The 24,326-nt window shown below is 56.7% G+C and carries 16 protein-coding genes; 7 read left to right on the forward strand and 9 right to left on the reverse strand.

Annotated elements, in window-relative coordinates:
• Positions 1-205 precede the first annotated feature (205 nt).
• The 3 genes from ACQKRQ_RS26885 to ACQKRQ_RS26895 form a co-directional block, all read right to left on the reverse strand.
• Positions 206-2,206 (reverse strand): acyl CoA:acetate/3-ketoacid CoA transferase, encoded by a 2,001-nt coding sequence (locus ACQKRQ_RS26885; RefSeq protein WP_427480610.1) that lies wholly within the window; start codon positions 2,204-2,206, stop codon positions 206-208.
• A gap of 402 nt (positions 2,207-2,608) precedes the next feature.
• Positions 2,609-3,814 carry an iron-containing alcohol dehydrogenase family protein gene (locus ACQKRQ_RS26890; RefSeq protein ID WP_427480612.1) on the reverse strand — a complete coding sequence of 402 codons (1,206 nt, stop codon included), beginning with the start codon at positions 3,812-3,814 and terminating at the stop codon, positions 2,609-2,611.
• A gap of 45 nt (positions 3,815-3,859) precedes the next feature.
• Positions 3,860-5,563: a GMC family oxidoreductase gene (locus tag ACQKRQ_RS26895; protein WP_427480614.1), complete on the reverse strand. Its 1,704-nt coding sequence runs from the start codon at positions 5,561-5,563 to the stop codon at positions 3,860-3,862.
• 772 nt (positions 5,564-6,335) lie between these two features.
• On the opposite strand from ACQKRQ_RS26895, the gene ACQKRQ_RS26900 reads away from it, so the two are divergent.
• Together ACQKRQ_RS26900 and ACQKRQ_RS26905 are read left to right on the forward strand one after the other, a co-directional pair.
• Positions 6,336-7,319: an Ldh family oxidoreductase gene (locus tag ACQKRQ_RS26900; RefSeq protein ID WP_427480616.1), complete on the forward strand. Its 984-nt coding sequence runs from the start codon at positions 6,336-6,338 to the stop codon at positions 7,317-7,319.
• 322 nt (positions 7,320-7,641) lie between these two features.
• Positions 7,642-8,943 (forward strand): MFS transporter, encoded by a 1,302-nt coding sequence (locus ACQKRQ_RS26905; RefSeq protein WP_427480618.1) that lies wholly within the window; start codon positions 7,642-7,644, stop codon positions 8,941-8,943.
• Positions 8,944-9,576: 633 nt separating this feature from the next.
• Here ACQKRQ_RS26905 and ACQKRQ_RS26910 read toward each other — a convergent pair.
• The 4 genes from ACQKRQ_RS26910 to ACQKRQ_RS26925 all read right to left on the reverse strand — a co-directional run bounded on the left by ACQKRQ_RS26910 (position 9,577) and on the right by ACQKRQ_RS26925 (position 13,728).
• Positions 9,577-9,951: a BON domain-containing protein gene (locus tag ACQKRQ_RS26910; RefSeq protein ID WP_427480620.1), complete on the reverse strand. Its 375-nt coding sequence runs from the start codon at positions 9,949-9,951 to the stop codon at positions 9,577-9,579.
• Between the two features lie 699 nt (positions 9,952-10,650).
• The gene (locus ACQKRQ_RS26915) at positions 10,651-12,126 is read right to left on the reverse strand and encodes an aldehyde dehydrogenase family protein (RefSeq protein ID WP_427480622.1); all 1,476 of its coding nucleotides are present in this window, start codon (positions 12,124-12,126) and stop codon (positions 10,651-10,653) included.
• A gap of 211 nt (positions 12,127-12,337) precedes the next feature.
• Positions 12,338-12,637, reverse strand: a complete 300-nt coding sequence (locus tag ACQKRQ_RS26920; RefSeq protein WP_427480624.1) for an antibiotic biosynthesis monooxygenase family protein — start codon at positions 12,635-12,637, stop codon at positions 12,338-12,340.
• 200 nt (positions 12,638-12,837) lie between these two features.
• Complete coding sequence (locus ACQKRQ_RS26925) at positions 12,838-13,728, reverse strand: NAD(P)-dependent oxidoreductase (protein ID WP_427480626.1); 891 nt, start codon at positions 13,726-13,728, stop codon at positions 12,838-12,840.
• Between the two features lie 749 nt (positions 13,729-14,477).
• Between ACQKRQ_RS26925 and ACQKRQ_RS26930 the strand changes: the two genes are divergently transcribed.
• Positions 14,478-15,872, forward strand: coding sequence for an MFS transporter (locus ACQKRQ_RS26930; RefSeq protein WP_427480628.1), 1,395 nt, complete (start codon positions 14,478-14,480; stop codon positions 15,870-15,872).
• Positions 15,873-16,054: 182 nt separating this feature from the next.
• Here the strand turns inward: ACQKRQ_RS26930 and ACQKRQ_RS26935 are convergent, their stop codons facing one another.
• Positions 16,055-17,017 (reverse strand): LysR substrate-binding domain-containing protein, encoded by a 963-nt coding sequence (locus tag ACQKRQ_RS26935; RefSeq protein WP_427480630.1) that lies wholly within the window; start codon positions 17,015-17,017, stop codon positions 16,055-16,057.
• Between the two features lie 1,325 nt (positions 17,018-18,342).
• Here ACQKRQ_RS26935 and ACQKRQ_RS26940 point away from each other — a divergent pair.
• Together ACQKRQ_RS26940 and ACQKRQ_RS26945 are read left to right on the forward strand one after the other, a co-directional pair.
• Positions 18,343-19,509, forward strand: coding sequence for a porin (locus ACQKRQ_RS26940; RefSeq protein WP_427480632.1), 1,167 nt, complete (start codon positions 18,343-18,345; stop codon positions 19,507-19,509).
• A 606-nt stretch (positions 19,510-20,115) separates the two neighbouring features.
• The gene (locus ACQKRQ_RS26945; RefSeq protein ID WP_427480634.1) at positions 20,116-20,871 is read left to right on the forward strand and encodes a carboxymuconolactone decarboxylase family protein; all 756 of its coding nucleotides are present in this window, start codon (positions 20,116-20,118) and stop codon (positions 20,869-20,871) included.
• Positions 20,872-21,006: 135 nt separating this feature from the next.
• On the opposite strand, the gene ACQKRQ_RS26950 is transcribed toward ACQKRQ_RS26945, so the two are convergent.
• Complete coding sequence (locus ACQKRQ_RS26950; RefSeq protein ID WP_427480636.1) at positions 21,007-22,371, reverse strand: MmgE/PrpD family protein; 1,365 nt, start codon at positions 22,369-22,371, stop codon at positions 21,007-21,009.
• 567 nt (positions 22,372-22,938) lie between these two features.
• Here ACQKRQ_RS26950 and ACQKRQ_RS26955 point away from each other — a divergent pair.
• Both ACQKRQ_RS26955 and ACQKRQ_RS26960 read left to right on the forward strand, forming a co-directional pair.
• Positions 22,939-23,391 (forward strand): MaoC family dehydratase, encoded by a 453-nt coding sequence (locus tag ACQKRQ_RS26955; protein ID WP_427480638.1) that lies wholly within the window; start codon positions 22,939-22,941, stop codon positions 23,389-23,391.
• Entirely contained in the window at positions 23,388-24,263 is an 876-nt protein-coding gene (locus ACQKRQ_RS26960; protein ID WP_427480640.1) for an HpcH/HpaI aldolase/citrate lyase family protein, read from the forward strand. The genes ACQKRQ_RS26955 and ACQKRQ_RS26960 overlap by 4 nt, the downstream gene beginning before the upstream one ends.
• The last annotated feature ends 63 nt before the right edge of the window (positions 24,264-24,326 follow it).

A 24,326-nucleotide genomic window follows, 5' to 3' on the forward strand; every position in this document is an offset into this window, starting at 1 on the left:
ACTTTCTGATTTGAGTCGGAATCCTTATCAAGGGCGTGTTTTTCGACGTCAACAACCGAAGTATCGTGCTGCGCCTCGATAGTCGTTCCGGGCAGAGCATTCGTGTTCCGATGGAAAAGCCACGCTAGCAGAATTAACGGACGCCATTAGCGCCCTCATGGGCACCGCACGCTTCGTGAATCACTTTTTCAAACTCGTGATCAAGCTACAACGGCTGGCGTGTCTCATGAGATGATGCCTCTTCTGGGCTCTCATAGATGTACGCTGCGACACTACGTCGCTGCAGTGCATCCCCTAATTTCATCCTCAGGAAACTGCTTGTCGTGTACCGAGTCACGTCCGAGTAATATTTGACAACAAGCCCGGTTACCATCTCGGAATAGGCATCGATGACCTCAGGGGCTATCGAAAAATTATCGTAGTTGACGATAGCATGAGGCCTGACTTTGAGGCCAGATAGAGCAGTCTCGACTTCGGCCTGCACCGCCTCGACGTCGGCAGCGGTTGTGACCTTGTGTCCTTCGAAGTTGATGAAAAACATATTCTTGTCAGCGTCGTAGCTAAACCGCTCGCTGAGCTTTAATCGTAGCAACATTGCCCGCAGACCCATCGGACGGTCTTCGAAAATGCGTGGATCCATGATGCGCGGAGTGGATTTGATAATGGGAGCAAAACCCATCTGCAAAATGATGTCTTGCTGCAAGTCGACTCCAGGAGCAATCTCAACGAGTTCAAGTCCATCTGGGGTCAGCGTAAAGACACATCGCTCGGTGATGTAGAGGACGGGCTGCTGCCTTTCGTTGGCATAGCGCCCTCCGAAGGTTCGATGCTCGACTGTGTTCACGAACTTCTGACACGTACCATCCTTGAGAATCTGCAAACGGCCGTCTTTGATACTTATGTCGAGCTTGCCGGCGTTGAATGTGCCGACAAAGATGACCTTCTTCGCAGCTTGAGAGATATTGATGAATCCGCCTGCGCCGGCAAGCTTTGGGCCGAACCTGCTGACGTTGAGGTTGCCTTCGCGATCTACCTGCGCAAGGCCGAGAAACGCAATGTCGAGCCCACCGCCATCGTAGAAATCGAATTGGTAGGGTTGGTCGATGATGGCGTCCGTATTGGTCGCGGCACCGAAATTCAGGCCTCCGGCTGGGATGCCCCCAATGACGCCGGGTTCAGTCGTCATCGTGAAGAGGTCGCAGACCTTTTCCTCATTTGCGACGCTAGCAATCCCCTCCGGCATGCCAATGCCGAGGTTCACGACGCTATTGGCCATGAGCTCGAACGAAGCACGTCTTGCGATGATTTTCCGCTCACTCATCGCCATCGACGAAATCGAACTGGTCGCGATCCGCAGTTCGCTTGCAAATCCGGGGCTGTATGACTCGGCGAAGGTTTGCCAGTGGTTTTCCTGCTTCGCGACCACAACGCAATCGACCAGTATTCCGGGTATTTTCACCTGCCTCGGATTCAACGTCCTCGATTCGGCAATGCGCTCAACTTGAACTATGACTATGCCACCGGAATTGCGAGCGGCCATTGCAATAGCGAGCGACTCGAGGGTGAGCGCTTCCTTCTCCATGGTCACATTCCCGTTCGCATCGGCTGTCGTTCCTCGGACTATTGCGACGTCAACGGGAAATATCTTGTATAGCAGGCAGTCAGCCCCGTTGACCGATACCAGGCTGACCAGGTCTTCTGTTGTTCGGGTGTTGAGCTTGCCGCCGCCGTTGCGCGGGTCGACAAACGTATCGAGTCCGACCGTGGATAAATGACCGGGCCGATGAGCCGCGATGTCTCGGAACAACTGGGAGATGACACCCTGCGGAAGGTTATAGGCTTCGATGTGGCCTTCTACGGCCAAGCGTTGAAGGCCCGGAACAAGTCCCCAATGGCCGCCGATGACTCGCCTAACGAGCCCTTGATGAGCAAAATGATTCAGACCTTTTCCGGCGCCATCCCCCTGACCGCCCGCGTAGACTAGCGTCAGATTTCGAGGTGCGTCGCCATCGCTCTCGACAGCACTAAGAAACCGTTGCTCCAGTGCGATGGCAACGTCCTCTGCGAAACCAATGCCGACGAACCCACCTGTTGCTATGGTGTTGCCCGAACGAATCAGTCTGACGGCCTCCGGCGCACTGACGATTTTGCCTCGCGCGATGCTGCTCGCCGTTGCGGGGAACGGGTGTTGAAAGCCTGCACTCATGATGTCTCCAGTCTGCACCATGGAGCGAGGCTCCGGCGCTATTTACTAGTTTGGACCAGTTGGGATTCGACCACGTTCTCTGCGTGTCGGTTAATGTCGAATCATTCGCATACTACGGAATGCGTTCAGAAAACCCACATTGAGTTCGAACTCGCTGATGCTGCCCTTCATGCCAAGTATCAGCCGGTCACGATGAGTAATACGGCAATCAGCCGGGCAGTCTCATTGGCAAATAGCAACAGACATGCGGATGCCGGAGAAGTGGGGGGGCATTGACATTGCTTCATCCGTCTCCTGCTGACGCTCGGCAGTCGTGACGCGCGTATCAGCCCGACGCAGCGAACGCGACGGGCTGATACGCGCCGATCGTTGGCTCCGCGCCGCCCGGACACGTTGTGGCTGTCACCATGCCTCTTGCAGCAACTGGATAATCTGCGCTTTGCTAGTGATGGGGACGGGGTTGGTCGCGATGCTGCTGTCGCGAAGTGTCGCGATTGCGATCTGCTCGAACGACTCGGGTGAGACGCCAACGTCTCTCAGCCGGATCGGTACACCAAGCCCGGTTGAGAGAAGTGTCACCCGTTTAGCGACGTCCTGCGCTACATCCTCGACATCCCGGCCCGCGCGGCTCACCCCCATCGCTTCGGCGATCAGACGGAAGCGCTTGTTGAGGGCGCGGGAGTTGAAGGTGATTGTATGCGGCAGGAGGATCGAGTTCGCTTCGCCGTGCGCGAGGTCGCAGATCGCGCCCAATTGGTGGGCTATTGCACTGTTCACTCCTAGCTTCCCTGCACCCATGCCCATTGCGGACTGCCCCATGCTGGCGAGCATACAGGCGCCTTTGATCCGAAGGAGGCGATCCTCATCATTGGTCCATTCTCCTTGGAGGGTAAAGCCCAAGGTGCGAATCGCGTGCAGGGCGAGTGCATCGCTCATCGGGTTGTGCGCCGTGGAGGCATAGGCCTCGATCGCGACTCGCAGTTGCCCCATGGCGGTGCCTACTTGTACCGCGCGAGGTGTAGTTCGCAAAGCCTGGCCGTCGACGATGACTATACGGGGACTTGTCCTTCCGTCCCCGCTCACGATGATCTTGTGGCTGCGCCTTTCGTTAGCGAAGCCGCCTACTGCATGTCCGATCTCCGCTCCTCCCATGGTCGTGGGGATCGCTATCACTCGTGTAGTCACCTCGGGAAGCTGCGCCAGAGGCGGGAGCACCCGATCAGGCGGCTCGAAGCGCATCGCAAAGTCACTGAGGTCACGACTAGTACTCAGCAGCAGGGCGAGTCCTTGTGCAATCGTAACGGTACTGCCGCCGCCGACGCTGATCACCGTATCGGGCTGCTCGCGCCGAGCCACTATGAGTGCGGCTCGAAGAACGTCGATCGGTGAGTGTGGCGCCACGTCAGCGAAGCGGCAGACCAGCCGGTCGCCCGCGGCCCGCTCGACGCGGTGGACGACATCTGATGATCGCAGGATGTTTGGTCCGCAAATCACCATGACGCGCCGCGCGCGAAGCGCGTCCAGGTGCGAACCAAGACGATCGATCTCGCGACCGCCCGATACAATTTTGCTGCTAAGCCCTGGATATGCGTACTCAACGTCGGACATACAGACTCCTATTGAGATCGCCTCAACGAGTGGCAATCGCGGGCATCACACGATAGGCCAATTGTCTGGATCGGATTGGTCAGTATTGGTCGATACAAGATCAAGGCTTGGTGGCGCGTGCCGACCTGCATGCGCGTTTGGTCCGCAATCTTGCGCGATGATCAAGTCCGCAGCACGCCAAGCTATTGCCACTACGGGACCGTAGGTATTTCCGGCGGGCAGGATCGGTGCGATTGATAGATCGACGACATGTAGATTGTGGACGCCGCGAACTCGGGTTTGAGGATCGACAACTGACTCCAGATCAGAGCCCATGCGGCATGTCCCGACCGCATGGAAAACTGGTCCGCCCAGTCGTTGCACGCAGCCTAGAATCTGTTCGTCGGTTTGAAACTGCGCTCCTGGGCGGGTCTCTTCCAGAGCGAAATCCGAGAGTGGCGCCGTAGCCACCATTCTGCGCACAAAGCGTATGGAGTCGATCAATTCGCACCGATCGTCTGCGTCCGCAAGCGCGTCGAAGACGACCTTGGGGCCCTTCGCTGGATCTTTTGACTCGATCCGAACTCGCCCCTTCGAGCGTGGCCGCAGAGGATAGGTACAGATCATGAATCCCGGTGACTGCTCGACGGTTCTTGTGCGATGCGAAGAGTCGGTGAACGAGTGGGGGCCAAAGAAGAGCTGGGCGTTGGGCCGTTCCAAATCAGGCCGCGTTTTGAAAAATCCCGTCACCTCGAAAATTGCGTTGGCCAATGGTCCCGAACGGGTCAAGTAGTACTGCATTCCGCTCAGAACTGCTCCGAGGCCCCGATAGCGCGAGTTATTGGAAAAGCCCTTGGCGCGCCACTGCATGTTGAGGCATGTATGCTCAAGCATGTTTTCGCCGACCGCGGGACTGGAGGCGACTAGGGGGATTCCATGGCGCGCCAGCAGATCGGGCGGACCAATGCCCGATCGCTGCAGAATTGCTGGCGACGCCAAGGTCCCTGCGCTTAGGATGATCTTTTTACCAAACACACGCGTGACCTTGCCACCCATCACGCACTCGACAGCAACCGCCTTGTCCGCGTCGAAGATGACACGCTCAACGAGCGCGCCCGTCCGTATGACCAGGTTATGCCGGCGCTGTATCGGACGGAGGAATGCGACGGCCGCACTCTGTCGCTTGCCCCTATAAATTGTCCGGGGTGCGTAGCCGATCTTCTCACAGCTGTCGGGTTCGTTAATATCCTCCTGATACTTCAGGCCGAGCATCTGTCCAGCAGAAATTGCCGCTTTTAGAAGAGTTTCGTCGCCACTGTCTCCGGGGTAGGTTGTCACTCTGAGAGGGCCAGCGTTGCCTCGGGTTTCGCTAGGCTCGAGATTGTGATGCTCTAATGCCTTGAAAGCAGCACCGATGTGAGCCCAGTTCCAGTCGGCGCTTGTCAACTCGGCCAGTTCGTCATAATCCTTCGGTTCGCCACGCACGTAGACGAGTCCGTTGATCGCGGAACTCCCTCCAAGCGTGCGACCTCTCATCCATTGCTGCGTGGACTCGGCGCTATCGTCACTTTGATACATGTCAAACGACCACATGTAAGAAGAGTTGGCACGGATTCTCCCGATCCCCTTCGGCATATGGATGTAGGGATGCCTATCCTCTGGACCACTCTCTAGCAGCAGGACTCGCTTGTCTAAATCTTCCGACAGTCTGTTGGCGAGGACGCACCCGGCCGGACCCGCACCAACAATGACGTAATCAAAGTTTTCCATGAGTTCAGTGTTTGGGGGAGTGACCCGGCGTCATCACGATCAGGGCAACATATTCCACGGTGTGGACGGTCCCAGGCATTGGCACCGCCGGCCGCTGAGACAAAGAACCCGAGAGCGTTAGGCAATTATCAGGATGCTACGAGTCGGTCGATGGTTCATCTACTTGCCTCGATGACAAGGACCTTTGCGTGCACTGCAAGACCTGTTGGGACACTGTGCATCGCAAGTTATCTCCCCACTGACCGACGATCGAAACCCTCGTCGGAACGTAACTTGCCCTTACGGAATTGTTCAACGCACTATTTATTGTTGACGATCACTACTGCGCACTCACTTGGTTGCGGCAAAAGGCTCGCAACTACGCTGTGCTCTGCCGACGAGGTGGGCCTGAGGATATTTGCGTTTTTCGGGAAGGTGCTTGGTGAACGCATCCATCGACAACAGATGGCCAGCTTCTAAAATCTTCACGGGTGACAATTTCCCCTCCCGTGACGTTCCTCGGTAAGCCGATCTTTGTCTGGGCGAAAGTTTTCCAAATGTACTGCCTACGCGACGCAGGATGTTGGCACTAACCACTGCGATGAAAGGTTCGGTCCGCTCGAACTCGCGGCATTGATTCGTCAGTTACTGCTGCTACGAGGAACGTCCGGCTCTACGCGGATTACGACTTTTTGACCCAGCTGGGATGTCGGCCCAGTTACTTAGTGGACTCGGCGCCCGTCTAAAGTGCTTAACGACTTTCACAATCGATCTCTCACGGAACTAGATCAATATGAAGATTAGTCTCGACAATGCGCGGGAACTGTGCGTCGCCTACCTTGTTCGGCACGAGATGCCCGAAGAACATGCCGGCGTGGTCGCCGAGCACTTGATCTATGCGACGTTGGCCGGCCACGATTACGCCGGCCTGTCTCGACTCCTGCCAATAGCGAAAATGCTGCGTGAGCGTGGACCGGGTGGGACAATCACGACACTACGCGAAACAGAGAAGTCAGCGTTCATTGATGGCGCGAATGTCAATGGCTACGTCACCTCAGTGCTGGCCATGGATAAGGCAATAGCGCTCGCGAAGAAAAATGGCGTCGGCATCGTCGGGTTAAGTAACAGTTGGTTCTCCGGGATGCTGCGCTACTACGTGGAGCGGGCTGCTCGGGCGGGGATGATTGGAATGCATGCTGCCAACTCGACGGCGCGTGTGGCGCCTTACGGCGGAATCGATCGGTTGCTAGGCACTAATCCGATAGCGTTCGCTTTTCCCGCTGGCGACACGCCGCTGGTGGTCGATTTCTCCTGCGCATCGATGATGTGGGGTGATGTCCTCTACCACCAGCAGACAGGTAGGCCGTTGCCTGAAGGACATGCTGTCGATTTGGACGGATTTCCGACCGTCGACCCGGCGAGTGCCCTCGCTGGCGCCATCAGGACGTGGGGAGGCCCGCGTGGGTCCGGTTTGGCCGTCGTCATACAGGCGCTGGGCATCTTGGGCGGGAGCGATCCCATTATCAGTGAGGCCGGAAAGTGGGGTTATTTTTTTATGGCGTTCGATCCTGAGTTGCTCATGCCACTTAACGATTTCAAGAAGAACATCAGTAGCATGCAGGAACAAATCGAAACATCCCGTCCGTCCCCTGGCGGAGCCGCAGTCAGAGTGCCTGGCAGTTCCGGAACAAGGAAAATTCAGGAGGGTCAAGCTCGAGGCTGGATTGAAGTGGATGATGCAATCTATCAGGCTATCACTCTTCCTTGTAATCACTAGTCTGACTCGGATAGTTTTCGGACTGCAAATTTAGTGAATTGATTAGTATTGCGTCGGCTGTGGTCCCAAACAATATATGCAAAGTCGTGACGCAGTCGTGAACGCGGCGCAATGCTGCACGGAGGTAGGCTCTGATGATTTTGCCAGACGGGGCATAGGTGCAGCTGGATCTTTGCATATTTCGGTAAGCACCTTGGCTCCGTACTTTCGTTGACTGATCTCGACGCGTCCCCATCACGTTGTTACTCTGTCTCAAAGCCGCATCTGGACTGCAACCATGAGGGCTGCGATTGAGACAGCCAAAACAGGAGACAAGGTGCCTATGGATACCGTCGAACGACGCACCATGAAGAAGGTGTTCACGCGCCTGATTCCATTTTTAACTGTTTGTTATCTGGTGGCTTATCTTGATCGCGTGAATGTCGGATTCGCTGCCCTCGAAATGAACAAGGACCTCGGGCTGAGCGCGTCAGCATTTGGCCTTGGCGCCGGCATCTTTTTCGTCACGTATTTTATCTGCGAGGTCCCATCGAATTTGCTGCTGGTTCGCTTTGGCGCTCGTCGCTGGATCGCACGCATCATGCTGACGTGGGGTCTGGTGTCCGGTGCCACTGCTTTCACTACAGGACAAACAAGCTTCTATATTTTGCGGCTATTACTCGGCGTGGCCGAAGCGGGCTTCTTTCCCGGGATAGTCTTCTTTTTGACGATGTGGTTTCCGTCCGCTTACCGTGCGCGCGTAATGGGCTATTTTCTTGTTGCGGCTCCGCTATCCTCGGTGATCGGAGGTCCGATTTCGGGGGCGCTGCTAAACCTTGACGGTTCCATGGGGCTTCATGGCTGGCAATGGTTGTTTATCCTGGAGGCGGTGCCGGCCGTGCTGCTGTCAGGCATCGTGCTACTGTTTTTGCAGGATCGACCGGCTGATGCAGGTTGGCTAGCCCCTTGCGAACGCAACTGGCTCGGTCAACGCATTGCAGCTGAAGAACTGAAGCTCCAGACGGTTTCTCAGTACAGCCTTGTGCAGGTCCTCTTCAATCCGCGCGTATTGCTACTGTCTTTGACGCTCTTTCTGCTCGTTCTGACGATTTACGGCGTTAGCTTCTTCCTGCCGCAAATCGTTAAGGGGTTCGGTATGAGCAACCTCGAGACAGGCTTTATCTCCGCGATTCCCTATGCGGTCGCCGTGGTCGGAGTAGTCTGGTGGGGCCGGCGATCTGACGCGACAAAGGAGCGGCGCATTCATACCGCGCTCCCAGCACTGATCGCAGGATTGGCTCTCGCAACCGCAGCGCTCGTGGAGAATCCCGCCGCGAAGATGATCGCATTCAGTATTGCTGCCTTTGGTAGTTTCGGCGCGTTACCCGCCTTTTGGGCGACCTGTACCAACATGCTGTCCGGTCCAGCGGCAGCGGTCGGCATCGCCGCGATCAATGCGATCAGCATTCTTGCCGGGTTTTTCGGACCTGTACTGATGGGCCTCGTCAAGGAACATACGGGAAGTTTCGCGGGCGGACTTTTCGTGCTGGCTGCAGTGGCCATTGTCGCAGGGGGGATTGTGATGGTGCTCCGTGATGATTCGCCGGGCGAGATGGAGGTGCCCCGGGTACAGCCAGTCGAGTAATCTGACGGGCATTTTTTAGGAAGGGCCATCGGAGAAGCGTTAGGGGCTGGCCATGAAGCGCAGCGATCATTTGGTAAGTCGCCAGCTAACGGCGTGTTGCAGGCATGGGAGCAATGTTTCACGGAAGCGTACGCGTATGGTCTCGATCACTGGTGAAAGATTCACTCGACGCGTTCGGAAGTGTAGTTGCCGCTAGGCATCACATATCAGCAGCGCGTTGCGCGTCTGGTCGCAGCCCCCGGGCCCGATTCGAGCGAACTCTTGTCGAGCACTAATCCGCACAGACGACAGCTTTTGCTAAAGTTTGATCGCGATCCGTGGCTTCATACTGGCAGACAGACGATCAGCCGGAGCATCTCGCTGGCCGAAGGGCGCATCAGGTCTGTCGCGATCGTCGGCGCGACAAGTCGAACGCTCTTTTTCGGTTCTTATGCGGAAGTAAGCAACCGTTCGCCCGTAAATCGATCTGTAAGAACGTGCAACGTCTTGCGCAGCCCATTTAAGCGTAAACGCGTCCGTGTGTCCGTCGGGCGGCACGAGTGCGATTGGTACTATCGGAAAGACGACAGGTTGAATGTTCCGGGGCGGCGGGATGTTCGGTTGACGTGATGCACGTCAACCGCCCAAGGTGGATCAGTGACCCCCACCCTCATCGATCGTCAGCGCGTTCTTTACGGACGTAACGCCGGCGACACCGGTCGCTATCGCGCCGGCCTTGTCGATATCGGCCGAGTCTGAAACATGTCCCGCAAGCGTCACTGCGCCACTTTTCGCGATTGCATTGATTCCGGATGTATTAACACCGCCTTTCGCAAGCGACTGCAGCACTTTTTTGCTGAGTGCCCGATTCGCCTTCCTGATTGAGGCCTTCGAACTTCCTACGCTTGACGACGCGGCGCCGGACTGACTGGACGCGGGCGCTGGCTGGCCAGTTTGTGACCACGCATTGATGGACGCGACGACGATCAATGCACCGCCAGTCAACTTGAGTGTCTCGATTGCATTCATTGCTCGCTCCAGTATTTGTAGGTCACTCTAAATCGTATCAGGATCCTGATCTGCCGAAACTGTGCCACCCTTGCACATATGTGCAGTCTTCTGCTGCCGCGCAAGGTCCTCATGCATCGATCTTGTCGACGATTGCACGACTTTCCATTGCGCAGGCAGGCGCGCGAAGCTCAACAAACAATCTGGTCCCGCTTCGTCGGCAACGCCATGAGATTTTGGTCCGATAGACGCATGAAAGCAAGCATGTAAGTATGCCGAGGTCCCCCGCTATCAAACGTCGGGATTCGCTCTGTCAATCGCTTACTAGGCGGCTTAGGGTAAGCGATGGTCCGAAGACGATGAGTCCGATTGGTCCTTCATCGCCATGGCCGCTGTGGCGTCATGTGCAAATCTGGCGAAGTTGGTATTCCGCAAACACCGCATGACGTGGTGACGCCTAGCCGACGGTTGCTCGCAGTTGCCGGATACAAGCGAATCCGGAATTCTGATCCGCGACGTTCGCGGCACGTATGGGGCCCGCCACTTGGGCACTCTGTTCCGGGGCTCTATCCGGTGCGGTTCGGCAAGATTAGCCTCTCTCACACGCGAGGTTCCGGATAGCGCCTCCCCGCCTGAGCCTGGAAGCAGGAGATCATCACGGAACGCTGCAGGGATGGCATTCCGCGACGACAAGTCAAATCACGATGACCATACCAGGCGTCAGTCCACCAGCCACTGCAAATGCTGTGTCTCGAGGAACTCGAGGATCCCATCTTCACCCCATTCACGGCCCAACCCGCTGTGCTTCCAGCCGGACAACACGCCGTCGATCCGCAGGCCACCCGTACCATTGATTGCGATGGTACCGGCTCTAATCTTGGTAGCCACCTCCTTGGCTTCGTCAAGGGGACCCCAAATCGCACCGCCCAGACCGAGATCGGAATCGTTTGCGATCTCGATCGCGTCGTTGACCGTGTCATATGTAATGATGACGCCAACCGGACCAAACAGTTCCTCGCGCGAAATCTCGGCTTGGTTGGTCACATGTCCCACCAGTGTCGAATTCATGTACCAGCCCCGCGGCAGGTCGGGTCGCCCACCTCCGATCGCAATCTTTGCTCCGCTTGCTACAGCTCGGGACACATAGCCTTCCACGCGTTCGCGATGCTTTTCCGTGATAAGCGGGCCGGCGGTGGTCGCGGGGTCCCACGGATCGCCTACCTGGATCTTGGCGTACGCTTCTCGGCTTGCGTCAATGAAATCGTCGAGCTGCCGCTTCTGCACAAGAACTCTGGTCGGAGACATGCAGCCTTGACCAGCGTTGCGTAGATACCGGCCATGAATAGGCAAGGCAATCTTTGCAAGATCGGCGCCTGGCAACACGATAGCGGCTGATTTTCCGCCGAGCTCGAGCACGGTACCCTTGAAACTGTCAGCAGCTTGAAGCGCAACCTGACGGCCAACCTGTACCGAGCCCGTGAAGCTGACCTTGTCGACATACTTATGCATCGTCAGGGCGCGACTGATTTCCAGACCGCCGATGACGACGTTCACCACGCCGGGCGGGAAGCCAGCCTCGCGGATCAGGTCGGCCAGCATAAGTGTGGCGAGCGGCGTCAGAGGGCTGGGCATCAGAACGACGGTGCATCCCGCACTCAAGGCAGCGGCGATCTTGCCGACGGCGATCAGGATTGGAAAGTTGTATGCGCTAATCGCAGCGACCACCCCCACTGGCTCGTAACGGATCAAACTTTCGCTGGCTGGCGGCCCGGCGTCGCGTCCAAGTGAACGCGTCCGATCTTTGGTGGCCGCATTGGCGTTGAATCGCAGCATGCGAATGGGGGCCCCGAGTTGCATGGCGTGACAGATCGAGAGTGGCGTGCCAACTTCTTCGATCAGCGCGGCACAGAATTCATCAGCGCGCTCTTCAAGCAGGTCCGCCAGGCGTAACAGCAAGCGTTGGCGTTCTGCGGCATTACGCCAAATGCCCGAATCAAAAGCCCGGCGTGCGGCAATAACTGCCTTGTCGAGCTGTGCCATCGAGGCTTCACGGGGACTCGCCAGGATCTCCCAAGTAGCGGGGTTCTCGACCGGCAGCGGAACACCGTCTCCCTTGACCATTTCACCATCGATCAGGAGATCGAGGCACCAATTGATATTGCGACTTTGCACGGTGTTATTCATCTCGATAGTCATTCCAAGGGTTCGTGGCCAATTGCATCAGTTCTACGATAGGAGAGCAGCGGGAGCGAATCAACAAGCCCGCGGAGCAAGGAGCTTTGCGTCGCGCGGGAAAGCATCGAGCTTTTGGACCTTGGGTGCCTGTCGTCCAATGTCGAAGGGCAAACTTTGCATGATGGTCGTCGTGAAACACCATGTGCCTCCTACACCCAGCGAGGCCTCTACATCAAGAGGCCAACGTCAAGGTGAAGTGTTCCATGTTCGGCGGCCGCGCAAAGAATTTGCTGACGATTGAACGCCAAACTTCACGTTCAGGGCTATTGATGTAGGTAACCATATGGTCTTCCACCGACTCCCACGAAATCTGCAAGACGTAGCGTTCGGGCGACTCGACGCCCTTATGCAGCTTGTAGTCCGTCACGCCCTTTGCCTTCGAAGTGATTGTTCGCAGTGCCCGTCCGATAGCCTCCTCGAAGGCCTCGTGTTCGCCCGGACGGATGTGAATTTCTGCGATTTCCAAGAACATGCTTTGCTCCTTCTACAGGTTTGAGAGAAGTGTGGCGAAGCCGGGCGTTTAACCTAGTCTTGACGACGCCGTCTGGTCGGGTAAGAAAAGTGGCACACTGCAGCAATACCGAAAACGGCTTCCATACATTCGTGGCCTGTGGATCCTCGAACAAGCTGCAGTCCAAAAGCGAAAGTGGATTGTTTCCGCATGCGTAAGCCTCAATCGTCACCCAGCGGCAATTCGGCGATGCGGCGCCAATGGTCGAACGTTTCGTCACCCAGCGAATCAATCAACGTTTTCAGACCACTCACAGCCGGGTACCTCCCTTGGGCATGGGAGGCCATATCGAATGCCAGGCTCAGGTCCTTGCGCATGATCGCGCTGACCGCCGCGAAGGATGCACGATCTCGAACTAGCTCCGCATAGCCGGCCTGCGGACCTGCAGGATTTTTTGAGCGGGCGCTTCTCCCCGAGCAGGCTTCGAACACCTGGGAGACGCGAGCGGGATCGAGGCCGCGCTCAATGGCAAGCCGGTACGCCTCACCCGCAATGACCGTAACGGAAACGCCAATGATGTTGTTGACGATCTTCATCGTCTGCGCGGCGCCTAGACCACCGCAATGAATCTGCTGTCTACGCAAATTCTGAAAGACCGGCTTGACTGCCTCGATGTCTTGCTCATGGCCGCCGGTCAGGATCGTGAGCATGCCTTGTTCCGCCCCGCGCACGCCGCCGCTAATCGGCGCATCGATGATGCGCAGTTTCGACGAGCGCAGCTGAAGGGAAATGTCTTCGATAACTTCCGCAGAAACTGTACTCATCACTGCGAGAACGGGGGATTGCTGTGCGGTGACGCCGGCCAGGATGCCGCGCTCGCCTAGGATCACTTCCCAAACCTGGTCGGGCGTAGCGACAAGAACCAGGATAACGTCCGCATTCGCGCAGTCGGCTGGCGCCGAGGCGACTCGCACACCACGCTCGGCGAACTCGGCCGTAGCAGCCTCGTTCCTGTCGCATACTATGAGTTCAAAGCCCGCAGCCTGAACGCGCCGCGCCATCGGAGCACCCATGGCTCCGATGCCGATGACGGCCACCGATCGGATCATCATGAAAATCCTTGTTGGATGAGGCGACGACATCACTGTTAGCTCGTCGATCTAGCGTTGGTTCCGAAAGCGTCTGCAGCCTTCCTGCGCATAAGCCCGCGGCAGCGTCGGTGATGTACATGCTCACTGGTACTGACACGACCTCCTGAAATGCGCTGGACGTCTACCGAATAACGCATGTCCGTTTACCCTGATCACACAAGTTGCACCATAAAAGCCTTCGCCGCCTGGGACAATCCTCTCGGGCAGAAAGGATCTTTGCGCGGGGTGGCAAGGCCAGTACTGCGCCATCTGCGAAGCGGGAGCGTCCGTTGCGGCGAGACCTGGCGTCGGAAGCAGTCGAGACTCTTGGGATATGTCTGGGGGCCGATAACTAAGCGGGAACGTCCCGTTAGACCATTAATTGATAAGCGGATGAGATTTCATGTGAGCCAATCTGTATGGGTCTCGCCGTTGCCAATCGGCTCAAGGCCTTGGCGGAATTGGACTTTCCCTGCTGGCGCAAAGCTCCTTGCTGTGGGGGCGGGATGTCGGGGGCGGTGAAACTTTCTAGAATTTTCTGATTCGGGTTCGATTGGCGCAACGACGGAAAGTGATTTCACGCTGTCAGTCTTGCTGCTACGCCGGCGCCTCACGAAAAGTGTGACGGCAATACATCGGATGCGTCGATTGCCGCAGGAATACGATTCACAGCTTCGACACAGCGTGCTCGCAACGCGTTATCAACAACTGTTTTCACAGGGAATTTGCGCATGAACCAGACGGCCCGCACCCTCGACGTTGGATCCTTCATCGACGCCGAGCGGTTTTCTCCATGCCAATGGATGATTCTTGTTCTATGTTTTCTCATCCTCGCTGCCGATGGCTTCGATGCCGCAGCAATTGGCTTCATCGCGCCTTCGCTAGTGAGCGAATGGGGGATCGAGCGCGGAGCGCTGGGCTCGGTGATGAGCGCGGCGCTAGTCGGTCTTGGGGTCGGGGCGCTACTGGCGGGACCGTTGGCGGACCGTTTCGGTCGAAAAGCGGTCCTCGTTCTGTCCGTGGCGTTCTTCGGAGCATGGAGCCTCATCGGGGCACATGCGCATACGATCGGCGCGTTGACCGTCTACCGTCTGTTGGCGGGGCTAGGACTCGGTGCGTCTTTGCCTAACGCAATTACGCTTATGTCGGAATACGCGCCGGCACGCCTGAGGGGCATCGTGGTGAACGCTATAGTCTGCGGATTCTCATGCGGACTAGTTGTGGGTGGCGTCGCATCGTCGTGGCTCATCCCGCACGCGGGCTGGTCGAGCGTGTTGACTGCGGGTGGTGTAGGGCCGCTCGTTCTCGCCCTGTTGCTCTTTTTTCTGTTGCCTGAATCGGTCCAGTTTCTCGCGGTACACGAAGGAACTCATCGACGTATCGCTCGAATTCTTCGGCGCATCGCGCCGCAACAGCGCTTTGACAATGTCGCCTTTGTCGTCACGCAGACCGATACAAAATCGGAGGACCGGCGTAGGTCGGCACTCGCCCTCGTCATGTCGCGTCGCTACCTTTCACGAACGCTTTTGCTGTGGCTCGCGTACTTCATGGGTTGTCTGATCTACTACCTGTTGACCAACTGGATGCCGACGCTGTTCCGGGACGCTGGATTCAGCATCGCGTACGGTGCGCTGCTGACTTCGCTTTTTCCACTGGGCGGCATGCTGGGGACGTTAACGGCCGGCTGGCTGATGGATCGATTCAATGCCAATCGAACCATCGTTTTCGCATACGTGTTGGCGGCCGCACTCGTGTTAGTTGTGGGCTGGTGCGTCGGCAACTGGCCGTCGCTACTCGGCACGCTGGTGTTCCTCTGCGGGATGGTGGTCACGAGTGCGGCGACCTCCACGTCCGCATATGCCGCTACGCTATATCCAACCGAGGGGCGTGCAACCGGAGTAGCCTGGACGCTGGGCGTCGGACGGATTGGCGCTGTTGCTGGAGCCTTCTTAGGGGCCGCACTACTGGGATTCGGCTGGCGATTCGGCAGCGTCTTTGGGCTGCTCGCTCTGCCGGCGCTTGCAGCCGCTGGTGCTTTGTACGCAATTGCGCGCGGCACATCTGGAAGCGCCGAGGAGTTCGTGGGAGGTGCTGGCGTAGGAACGTTGGAACGGCGGCCCGAATAGCTTTGAAAAGCAGAAGGTACATGCGGCCATTGATCGAGTCTGAATCGTGCTCAGTGTCGTTGCCCAAAGGGAGCCTCCACGGTGAATCCAGCGCTAGCGCAGAGGGGCGCTTTTGAAAGGCTTGAGCAACGACGTTGGGAGCGATTGCGGGCGCTGGTCTTCAGCTCTACGCAAGTGCGACGTCATGGCGATGCATTGATTGCATTTTTCGTAACCGCCGACAGATCGGGGGTTTCTGCGGGTGCTTCCTGTCCTTGAAACAGTTGGACCAGAAAGTCGATGAAAATGCGTACTTTGCGGGAAAGGCCACGGCTACTGGGATATACAGCGTAGAGTTCGGCGTCCCCCGCTTTAGGGCTCACGCAATAGTCACTCAGAACCTTTATGATACGCCCTTCGGACATTGGCAAACGCACCATCCATTCATGGACCATGATGACGCCCACGTCCGATAACGCGGCCGAAAGTAGAACCGAACCATTATCCGAGCGCAGATTGCCCTGAACCTTGATCTCCTGGCGGATGTCGTCTTTTGCAAACCCCCACACGTTGCTGTAAGAACGTGCCGTATAGAGCAAGCAATTGTGACGTTGTAAGTCATCCGGGCTCTTCGGCACGCCATGGCGCGCGAAGTAGCCGGGCGAACCGCACACGATTCGGCGGCTCGGACTTAAGCGTCTGGCAACGATCTCAGAATCAGGTATGTGGCCCATCCAGACAGCTACATCAATATTGTTGGCGACGAGGTCCAGTCGCTCGTCACTCAAGGAAATATCGAAGCTGAGCTCCGGATATTGATTGAGAAGGTTCGGAAGGGCCGGAATAATAATTGTCGTACCTGTGGAAACACGGAGCAGGATTCTCAAGACGCCTTTCACGCTATCCTGAAACGACGTAGCTTCCGACTTCGCATTGCTCAAGTCTTTGGCGATGGCGCCGACCCGTTCATAGAACAACCGACCTGGCTCGGTGAGCGACAGACTACGGGTGCTTCGGTTGAGAAGCCTGATTCCCAGTTCTTCTTCCAGTGACTGGACCTGCCTCGCCACGGAGCTTATGGAACTGTTGGTAGCACGTGCTGCGGCAGAAAAGCTTCCAACTTCAGCCACTTTGATGAAAGTCTCAATTCGTGTGAAATCGTCCATTTAATCCAACCTTGGACCCTTAGGAAGTAGAAAGCGGTCTGTCAAACCGTCGTAGTAGTGACACACACCCTGCATAAGCGCGTTGGGATCCGGCCTTGATCGGATGACGCGCCAGCCGCATCACAGCGTTTTTTAGGCGACGGACGCAGGCGCGCACACGGCCGATATGACAGGTCTCTATCGCAATCCTGCCATATTTTTCGTCGATACCTCATTGTGAGATTCCCTATGTCGGTGCGGGTTCCACGTGACGTCTAGAACGTGGTGCAGCCCGGAGCCGGACTCTCCTTTTTCCCAGCCTGGTTCGTGGCCGCTCCCGCAAGGCCGGGAAGACGCCCGCCGCGCCAAGGTTGATTGCGCGAATCGGCATTTTGCGGCCTCAAAGGGGGGCGCTGTCGCGTGATCGGGCTCTTTTGCATGTTCGATCGCGTCGCAGCACGCAGTGGAGGAATAAGGCGACGGCGTCCCGCCGGAATTCGTCAATATTTGGGGAGTTCAGTCATTTGTGCGGCGCAGCAGAATGATGTAGCAAATTCCAGTCAAACCGTGCCGGTGCCGTTGGACGCGGATCTTATCCAACGGCGCGCCCTGACAGAGTATGGTCTAGGCACCCCGCACCACCGCAAGCGCCGAGCGGGACACTGATTCGGTCATGAGGACGGTACCACTGCAGCGGCAGTCGTGATGCCGACGGTGATGAGTTGGAAGCGCGTGTGCTCCTCGCGGAGTGACTGCCCGAATGATCGTTAAACCGGGCAGTTAGCGCGACGAAGGCGCCGCCGACCGAGCGCAAGACTCCAGCGATTGAACCAGTCAATTCTATGGTCGGCAAGCTCGGCGGATCGCGCGCGCCGATGTCCCGTCTGCTCTTGGGTATCACGCAAAAGCGTTTCCTACGTCCACAGATATCTGATCCCATCCATGAACTGCTCGCATCAAAAGCCGGCGCGCGTTCCGCAGCACCCCTCGAGGAGAAGAGGTGCCAAGGTGCTTCCCGAAAATTGCAAAAATTGGCGGATGCAGACCCAACTACAATGGGCTCGAGAGTGGAACGCACGATTGAATGGCAACGTTCTGTTTCTCAAAATTGTCAGCGAAAGTTCCAATCAATGAAACCAAAATGTTGATTTGCTGTGCTTAATTGTTGGTAACCGTCTGGGTCGGAACTGCCCGACGGAAGGTCTCCGGTCTAAGCCGCGTGCGTAGGTATTCGACGTCATTTCGTCGCATGCGGGCGTCCAATCGGTGAAGCCGGAGCGTCGAAAACATCAGCCGAAACGATAATCTAAATATGGTAGTTAATACTACTAAGAAAGGAGACAGGAATGAAGAGCAAGTTGTTGTGTTGCGTATCGCTTTGTGCGGTGACTTCAATTGTGCACGCGCAAACATCTGTCACGCTTTACGGGATTATCGATGAAGGCATCATGTATCAAAGCAACGTTAACGGCGGAAAGCGTGTCTCTCTCGATTCGTTGGGCGGACTAAATGGAAGTCGGTGGGGCATGACCGGAAAAGAAGACCTCGGTGGTGGGTTGCGAGCGATTTTCACGCTCGAATCAGGGATCAATGTAAATAACGGCGCGTTCGGGCAGGGTGGCACGCCGTTTGGACGTCAGGCGTTCGTTGGATTGGCTAGCGACCAGTATGGCAGCCTCACCTTCGGGCGGCAGTACGACATGATCTTCTATTTTCCGGAGCCTCTTACTATTTCGGGGCTGATCTCGACGGTCGTTTTCTCGCACCCGGGCGACCTCGATAACACGGCCAACTCGATTCGTGTAAACAATGCGGTACGCTACATGAGCCCGAGTCTTTACGGGTTCACTTTTGGCGGAGAATACAGTGTCGGCGGAGTGGCGGGAAATACGACCGCCAATAGCGGCTATTCGTTGGGGATAGGCTATAGCGGCGGCCCATTCTCAATTGCGGCGGCGTTCGAATACTTCAAGAATCCTACATCAGCGACACCAGGGCAAGGTTTCTTCACGGGCAATGCTAACGGGGCATCGCTGCTTGCCTTCTCATTGAACAAGGGATATGCCACTGCGTCGTCCTATCAGGTGGGTGTTATCGCTGCCAACTACAAGGTCGGACCGTTCACTTTCGGCGCTTCCGGATCGAACGTGCAGTATTCGAACATGGGTGGAACCTTGTTGGGCCAGACTGCACACTTCAACAACGTCGATGTCGGTGTAAGTTATTTGTACAGCCCGTCTCTGACATTAGGCCTCGGATATGAGTACCTTGTCGGAAAAGGCGTGACGACGACGCAGGGATCGACCATCGGTAATCAGCACTATAACCAGGTGGCAGTCATGGGAGACTATTTCCTCTCGAAACGCACCGACGTTTATCTCGCGGCTGGCTACCAACGGGCGAGCGGGACGTCATCGACCGGAGTTCCCGCGGTTGCGAATTTTACGAATCAAGGCGACTCGTCCAACAATCATCAATTCATTGCGCGCCTCGCTTTCCGCCACAAATTCTAGGCCGTCGGGATCCGGCACTTGGCTTTTGCACGACAACCTTCTCACAACGATTGTGGTCTCTCGCGCATGAGCCTTGGCCGGATTCACGCCCACTCATTTTGGCCTGGCGGGACAGTAGAGCTCCTACAGTTGACAACGCGACATGCCGGTGAGGGGCGCACCATTCGGGACCGCGAGTTGCCGTCGCTTGAGCACCCAATCGCGGACGGGATTTTCTACAAAATTGTTCTGGACGCTAGAGCTCGTTTCGGCCGGCCGACAATCTGGAATCGGAGCGCACCACTTGCCCCGCCGACATTGTGGTGTCTGCTTCGGTTTTGGACATGGACGTCACAACACGGTCTACTGGTGTCGGTGTTCAACAGTGCTCGAAAGTCGACGTGTATCCATGTTGTCATCGCGAAAATTCAACAAGGCTAGCGTCGGAAGCTGGAAGGCCACAGAACGGACAACGAGTTCGTTCTCGATTCGGCTGTCACGCGGTCCAGAAGCCGTGCGGACGGACCTTTGCGACTTGTGGCAAGGAGTTTGCCCGGACAGCATGGTTGACGCAATAAGCGCAGAGTCCTAACCTTGCACACACCAGCCAAAACGGATAGGCACGAGATGAGTTCAGGACCGAAACAGGATGACCTTGCGCGGCTCGATTCGGTTTTTGTCGACTCGGCGGTGCCGAACCGCCTCCGGGAGATCGCTGCGACCTCGTTCTCGACTGCGGCTCAATTCTGGCAAGCGGCGTTCGATGGCAAGCTTCTTTCTCCTCGTCTGAAGGAACTTATTCTTCTTGCCTTGCACGCTTCGGCCACGTCAATCAATGCGCATGCTATTAAACGTCACGTTGAGCGGGCGAGAACTGGCGGCGCCTCTGAAGAAGAGATACTGGAAGTCTTATTATCCATCGTGGGGGTCGGCAACCATGCGCTGTATTTCGCGGTGCCCGTTCTCATGAAAGAGCTTGCCGCTGCTGGACGCGACGAAGAGGCGAAGACCCCGACACTGCGTCCTGACGTCCACGCCATTAAGCAGGACTTCATGGAAACCCGAGGTTTCTGGAACGAAGAGCGGGACCTCCTTGCGGGGCTCATGCCCGATTACTTCCGAGCATTGTCTGAACTGTCTATGGAGCCTTGGAAGAATGGCGTTCTAACTCCTAAGGAGCGCGAGTTTGTCTACATCGCGATCGACTGTTCGGTAACACACATGTATGGCCCCGGCCTTGGGATACACATTCGCAATGCGCTCAAGCACGGGGCCACTCGTGACGAGATTCTGGAGGTATTCCATCTTGCCGCCTTGATGGGCATGGAGGGCTATATTCTAGGAGCCGACGCCTTGCTGACGAATGCCCAGTATGGGCCCTGAGCCGTCTCCGGTTGCGTCTGGTCCGGATGCACACCGAGTGCGGTGACGCCCTCCGTCAGCACTCTCTCGATCTATCTCGCAGATGCGGCGTCACGAAGCATATTTTCCGAATGCGTGCTATGTACGCCTTATTGCTCAGCCAAGAAGATCAAGCAACTGCCGCACGTGAGTCACGTCACGGAAATGCTTCAGCACGTGGACGCTTTTGTCAATATTGGATGCGCTTACGCGGGCGAGCGGGCATAAGGCCCGGAATTTTCTTTCAACGTCCGGCCACTCGACTCCCCTGGTCGCAGATCCTAGAGGGGCATAGACCGTCTTGGAAAAACTTCGACCGTCGCGAGTTTTCACGGTCACAGTGGCTCCCTGCTTATATCGCTCCAAATTCTCAGTCGGCGGTTCACCCACTTCCACGAGGTCGAGAAGCCGACGGATCTCGGGGTCTAAAATCTTTTCGAGCGAGAGATGCTGCCAATCGAATCCACGGTCCGCCACGCTCGCCGCAGCGAAATAGACGGGACTATGTGCCGCACCGATCAGGTCTGTAGGATGGCGTGGGCCGCTCAATGTCCGCATTTTTGGCAACGAACAGACTATCGAGACGACCTCGCTGGCCGGAACGTTCGCCATGGTCGAGGCCTCGGCGGCGGCTTCAGCCATGGCGTGGTATGGGTGCGCGCCGGGTACGAGTTTGACCGCCATTTCACTGAGAATTTGCCAAGTCTCGCCTAAACCCTCGGTGACAGCGGCCACGCGGCCGGATGCATGAGCGTCCACCCCATACGTATGGAAAAATCCGTGGGGATGTTCGAAGATCGTTTCTTCTGCGGTGTAACCGAGCCCAGCCAACTGGGCGGCCTCCACGCCTAGCATGGCAGCAAGGCCGGCGTGGTACTCACGCGCGATGCTGGTATTGGCCGCTGCCAGCAGGCCGGCGTTGGAAGTAGCTGCCAATGCCAACGCGTGAGTCATCTGCTGAGCGCTCAACTTGAGCAGTAACCCAGCAGCGACCGCTGCACCAAAGATTGCGATCATGCATCCGTGAAAGCCTTTTTCCCAGATGAGACCAGGCACGACTCCACCGTTAATGCGTCCCGCTGCTTCATACCCGAGCGCGATGGCAGCCAGAACGTCCTTTCCGTCAGCGCCTGTCTTCTCCGCCATGGCGATTGCAGCCGCGACGAGAGGCGTACCGGGATGAGTTATGTTGCGTAGGTCACTATCGTCCGATGCAGCCGCATCGCTCATAACAGCATTAATGCGAGCTGCCTTTGCCACAGGTAATCGCGTTGCGCCTGCGAACCATGCGCTCGAGTCCGCAACTCCGCCGCGCTCAATCTCGAATCGACGCACGATCCCGGAAGAATCCAACGGTGCCCCCATGGCCGCGCTTGCGACGGTGCTGGCAATCAACATGGCAGCATAGTCGATCGCGCTTGGAGGAATGTCCTCATAGCGCGTTTGCGTTACAAACTGCGCAAGCTCTACTGCAATCGTCATACGATCTCCACGTAACAGGTAATGGTCGGCTGTCGACTGTTGCGCGAGCTCTTGGCGCCTCTCCGCAAGCCGTCTCGCGGTCGGTTGATAGCGTGAGGCCTCCGTGCCGTTGCCAGATCGACCTCATTCGGTGCTTCGCCTGAATGGCAATAACGCAGTGATTCCGAGTATATCGACCGACCACGCCTGCGCCTTTGCAGAAGACGGCAAGGACCTTGCGCTCTGCTTCACTGATGGCAATAGCTGCGAGTTGTAAGGTTGGTAAAGTTGCCTGAAAAGTCCGGTAGCGTGACGGTGAGGCGTTCTGCGAAGGCAAGGGGGAAAACGAGAATCACATTAGTGAACGCTCTGTTCCACACGTTTTCTTCACTCCTTGTGCTTTACGTAGTTCGGCAAGCACCTTTGCTCTTGTGCGTGTTGATCAAAGCAAGCCCAACACGTAACTTGAACCGGGAGGTTTGAGAGGGGCACAGACCAGCATGATGAACGTGAAATGTCAGATTCTCGCGATCCGCTCTCGCCTTTGGAGGATGGGAAGCAGACCAATTCATTTGAGGAGATATCGTAATGGCGGGTTTGTACTTCGAGGACTTCGAGATCGGAAGAGCTTTTGAGCATGCGTGGTCTCGAACAGTCACGGAGATGGACAATGTTCTTTTCAGCTGCCTGACGCTTAACGTCCAGCCGCTACACATTGATGCGGAGTTCGCAGCGAAGACCGAATTCGGCAAACCTCTTGTGAACAGCCTCTTCACTCTGGGGCTACTCATCGGCATAACGGTCAATGACACCACGATGGGAACGACGATTGGAAACTTGGGGCTGCGCGAGGCAACGTTCCCACATCCGGTATTTCACGGCGACACGATCCGGGCACGTACAACCGTGCTTAGTCTGCGGGAAAGCAAATCGCGTCCAAATGCCGGACTGGTTGAGTTCGAGCATGTCGCCACAAAACAGACCGGTGAGATGGTTTGTCGATGCATCCGCACGGCGTTGATGCGACGGAGTGAAGCATGATTCGTTCATTCTTGTTCGTGCCGGCAGACAGTTCGCGGAAACTGGAAAAGTCGCTCGTAAGTCAATCCGATGCCTTGATTTTCGATCTGGAAGATTCAGTAGCGTTAAGTAAGAAGGCTGAAGCACGAGCGTGCCTGGATAGCTTTCTTTCTCAGCGTCGATGCGAGATCGAAAAGGTTGTGTACATTCGTGTCAATGACCTTTCAACTGACGCGACACTCGCCGATCTCGCTACCGCGATGCGGCACCAGCCCGATGGAATCGTCTTGCCCAAGTCAACCAGCGGGGATGACGTGCGCCGACTCGGAAATTACCTTGATGCGTTCGAGGTCGCATACGCCCATAGGGGATCGCCGGTAAAGATCGTCCCTATCGTCACTGAGACTGCATCGTCGCTTTTCACGCTTGATTCCTACAAGAATGCCTCACCACGCCTCGCAGGTCTGATGTGGGGGGCAGAGGACCTCGCCGCCGATATTGGTGCAACCCGCAGAAAGGCAGATGGACGCTGGGTAGGTGCGTTTTCACATGCGCGGGCACTATGCCTCATCGCCTCGGCCAACGCAGGCGTGCCAGGCATCGACGCAATCTCAGCCGAGATCGTCGATATGGACCTGATCGAACGTGAGGCACGAGAGGCAAAAGAGGACGGATTTTCGGCGAAGGCCGCGATCCACCCCTCTCAAGTCAATCCAATCAATGACGTCTTCACACCCTCCGACGAAGAACTCGATTGGGCGCGCCGGATCATCGAAGCGTTCGACAAAGGGGGCGGCGTAGCAACAATGGACGGAAAGATGATTGACCGGCCGCATTTGCGGCTCGCAGAGAGACTGCTTGCCGGTGAGCGGACACTCGCGATTCCCTCGTGAAGCCATCATCTGACAAGACCACTGAACAGGCTAACAAAGCTTGGGTGTCGGACATGCTGGAGT

The sequence above is a fragment of the Paraburkholderia sp. NPDC080076 genome (assembly GCF_050281145.1).
Classification (GTDB): Bacteria; Pseudomonadota; Gammaproteobacteria; order Burkholderiales; family Burkholderiaceae; genus Paraburkholderia.

Bases quoted from the DNA above. Each gene is read 5' to 3' on its own strand.
- ACQKRQ_RS26885 (WP_427480610.1), bottom strand. From the start codon at position 2,206: ATGAGTGCAGGCTTTCAACACCCGTTCCCCGCAACGGCGAGCAGCATC.
- ACQKRQ_RS26890 (WP_427480612.1), bottom strand. From the start codon at position 3,814: ATGTCCGACGTTGAGTACGCATATCCAGGGCTTAGCAGCAAAATTGTA.
- ACQKRQ_RS26895 (WP_427480614.1), bottom strand. From the start codon at position 5,563: ATGGAAAACTTTGATTACGTCATTGTTGGTGCGGGTCCGGCCGGGTGC.
- ACQKRQ_RS26900 (WP_427480616.1), top strand. From the start codon at position 6,336: ATGAAGATTAGTCTCGACAATGCGCGGGAACTGTGCGTCGCCTACCTT.
- ACQKRQ_RS26905 (WP_427480618.1), top strand. From the start codon at position 7,642: ATGGATACCGTCGAACGACGCACCATGAAGAAGGTGTTCACGCGCCTG.
- ACQKRQ_RS26910 (WP_427480620.1), bottom strand. From the start codon at position 9,951: ATGAATGCAATCGAGACACTCAAGTTGACTGGCGGTGCATTGATCGTC.
- ACQKRQ_RS26915 (WP_427480622.1), bottom strand. From the start codon at position 12,126: ATGACTATCGAGATGAATAACACCGTGCAAAGTCGCAATATCAATTGG.
- ACQKRQ_RS26920 (WP_427480624.1), bottom strand. From the start codon at position 12,637: ATGTTCTTGGAAATCGCAGAAATTCACATCCGTCCGGGCGAACACGAG.
- ACQKRQ_RS26925 (WP_427480626.1), bottom strand. From the start codon at position 13,728: ATGATGATCCGATCGGTGGCCGTCATCGGCATCGGAGCCATGGGTGCT.
- ACQKRQ_RS26930 (WP_427480628.1), top strand. From the start codon at position 14,478: ATGAACCAGACGGCCCGCACCCTCGACGTTGGATCCTTCATCGACGCC.
- ACQKRQ_RS26935 (WP_427480630.1), bottom strand. From the start codon at position 17,017: ATGGACGATTTCACACGAATTGAGACTTTCATCAAAGTGGCTGAAGTT.
- ACQKRQ_RS26940 (WP_427480632.1), top strand. From the start codon at position 18,343: ATGAAGAGCAAGTTGTTGTGTTGCGTATCGCTTTGTGCGGTGACTTCA.
- ACQKRQ_RS26945 (WP_427480634.1), top strand. From the start codon at position 20,116: ATGAGTTCAGGACCGAAACAGGATGACCTTGCGCGGCTCGATTCGGTT.
- ACQKRQ_RS26950 (WP_427480636.1), bottom strand. From the start codon at position 22,371: ATGACGATTGCAGTAGAGCTTGCGCAGTTTGTAACGCAAACGCGCTAT.
- ACQKRQ_RS26955 (WP_427480638.1), top strand. From the start codon at position 22,939: ATGGCGGGTTTGTACTTCGAGGACTTCGAGATCGGAAGAGCTTTTGAG.
- ACQKRQ_RS26960 (WP_427480640.1), top strand. From the start codon at position 23,388: ATGATTCGTTCATTCTTGTTCGTGCCGGCAGACAGTTCGCGGAAACTG.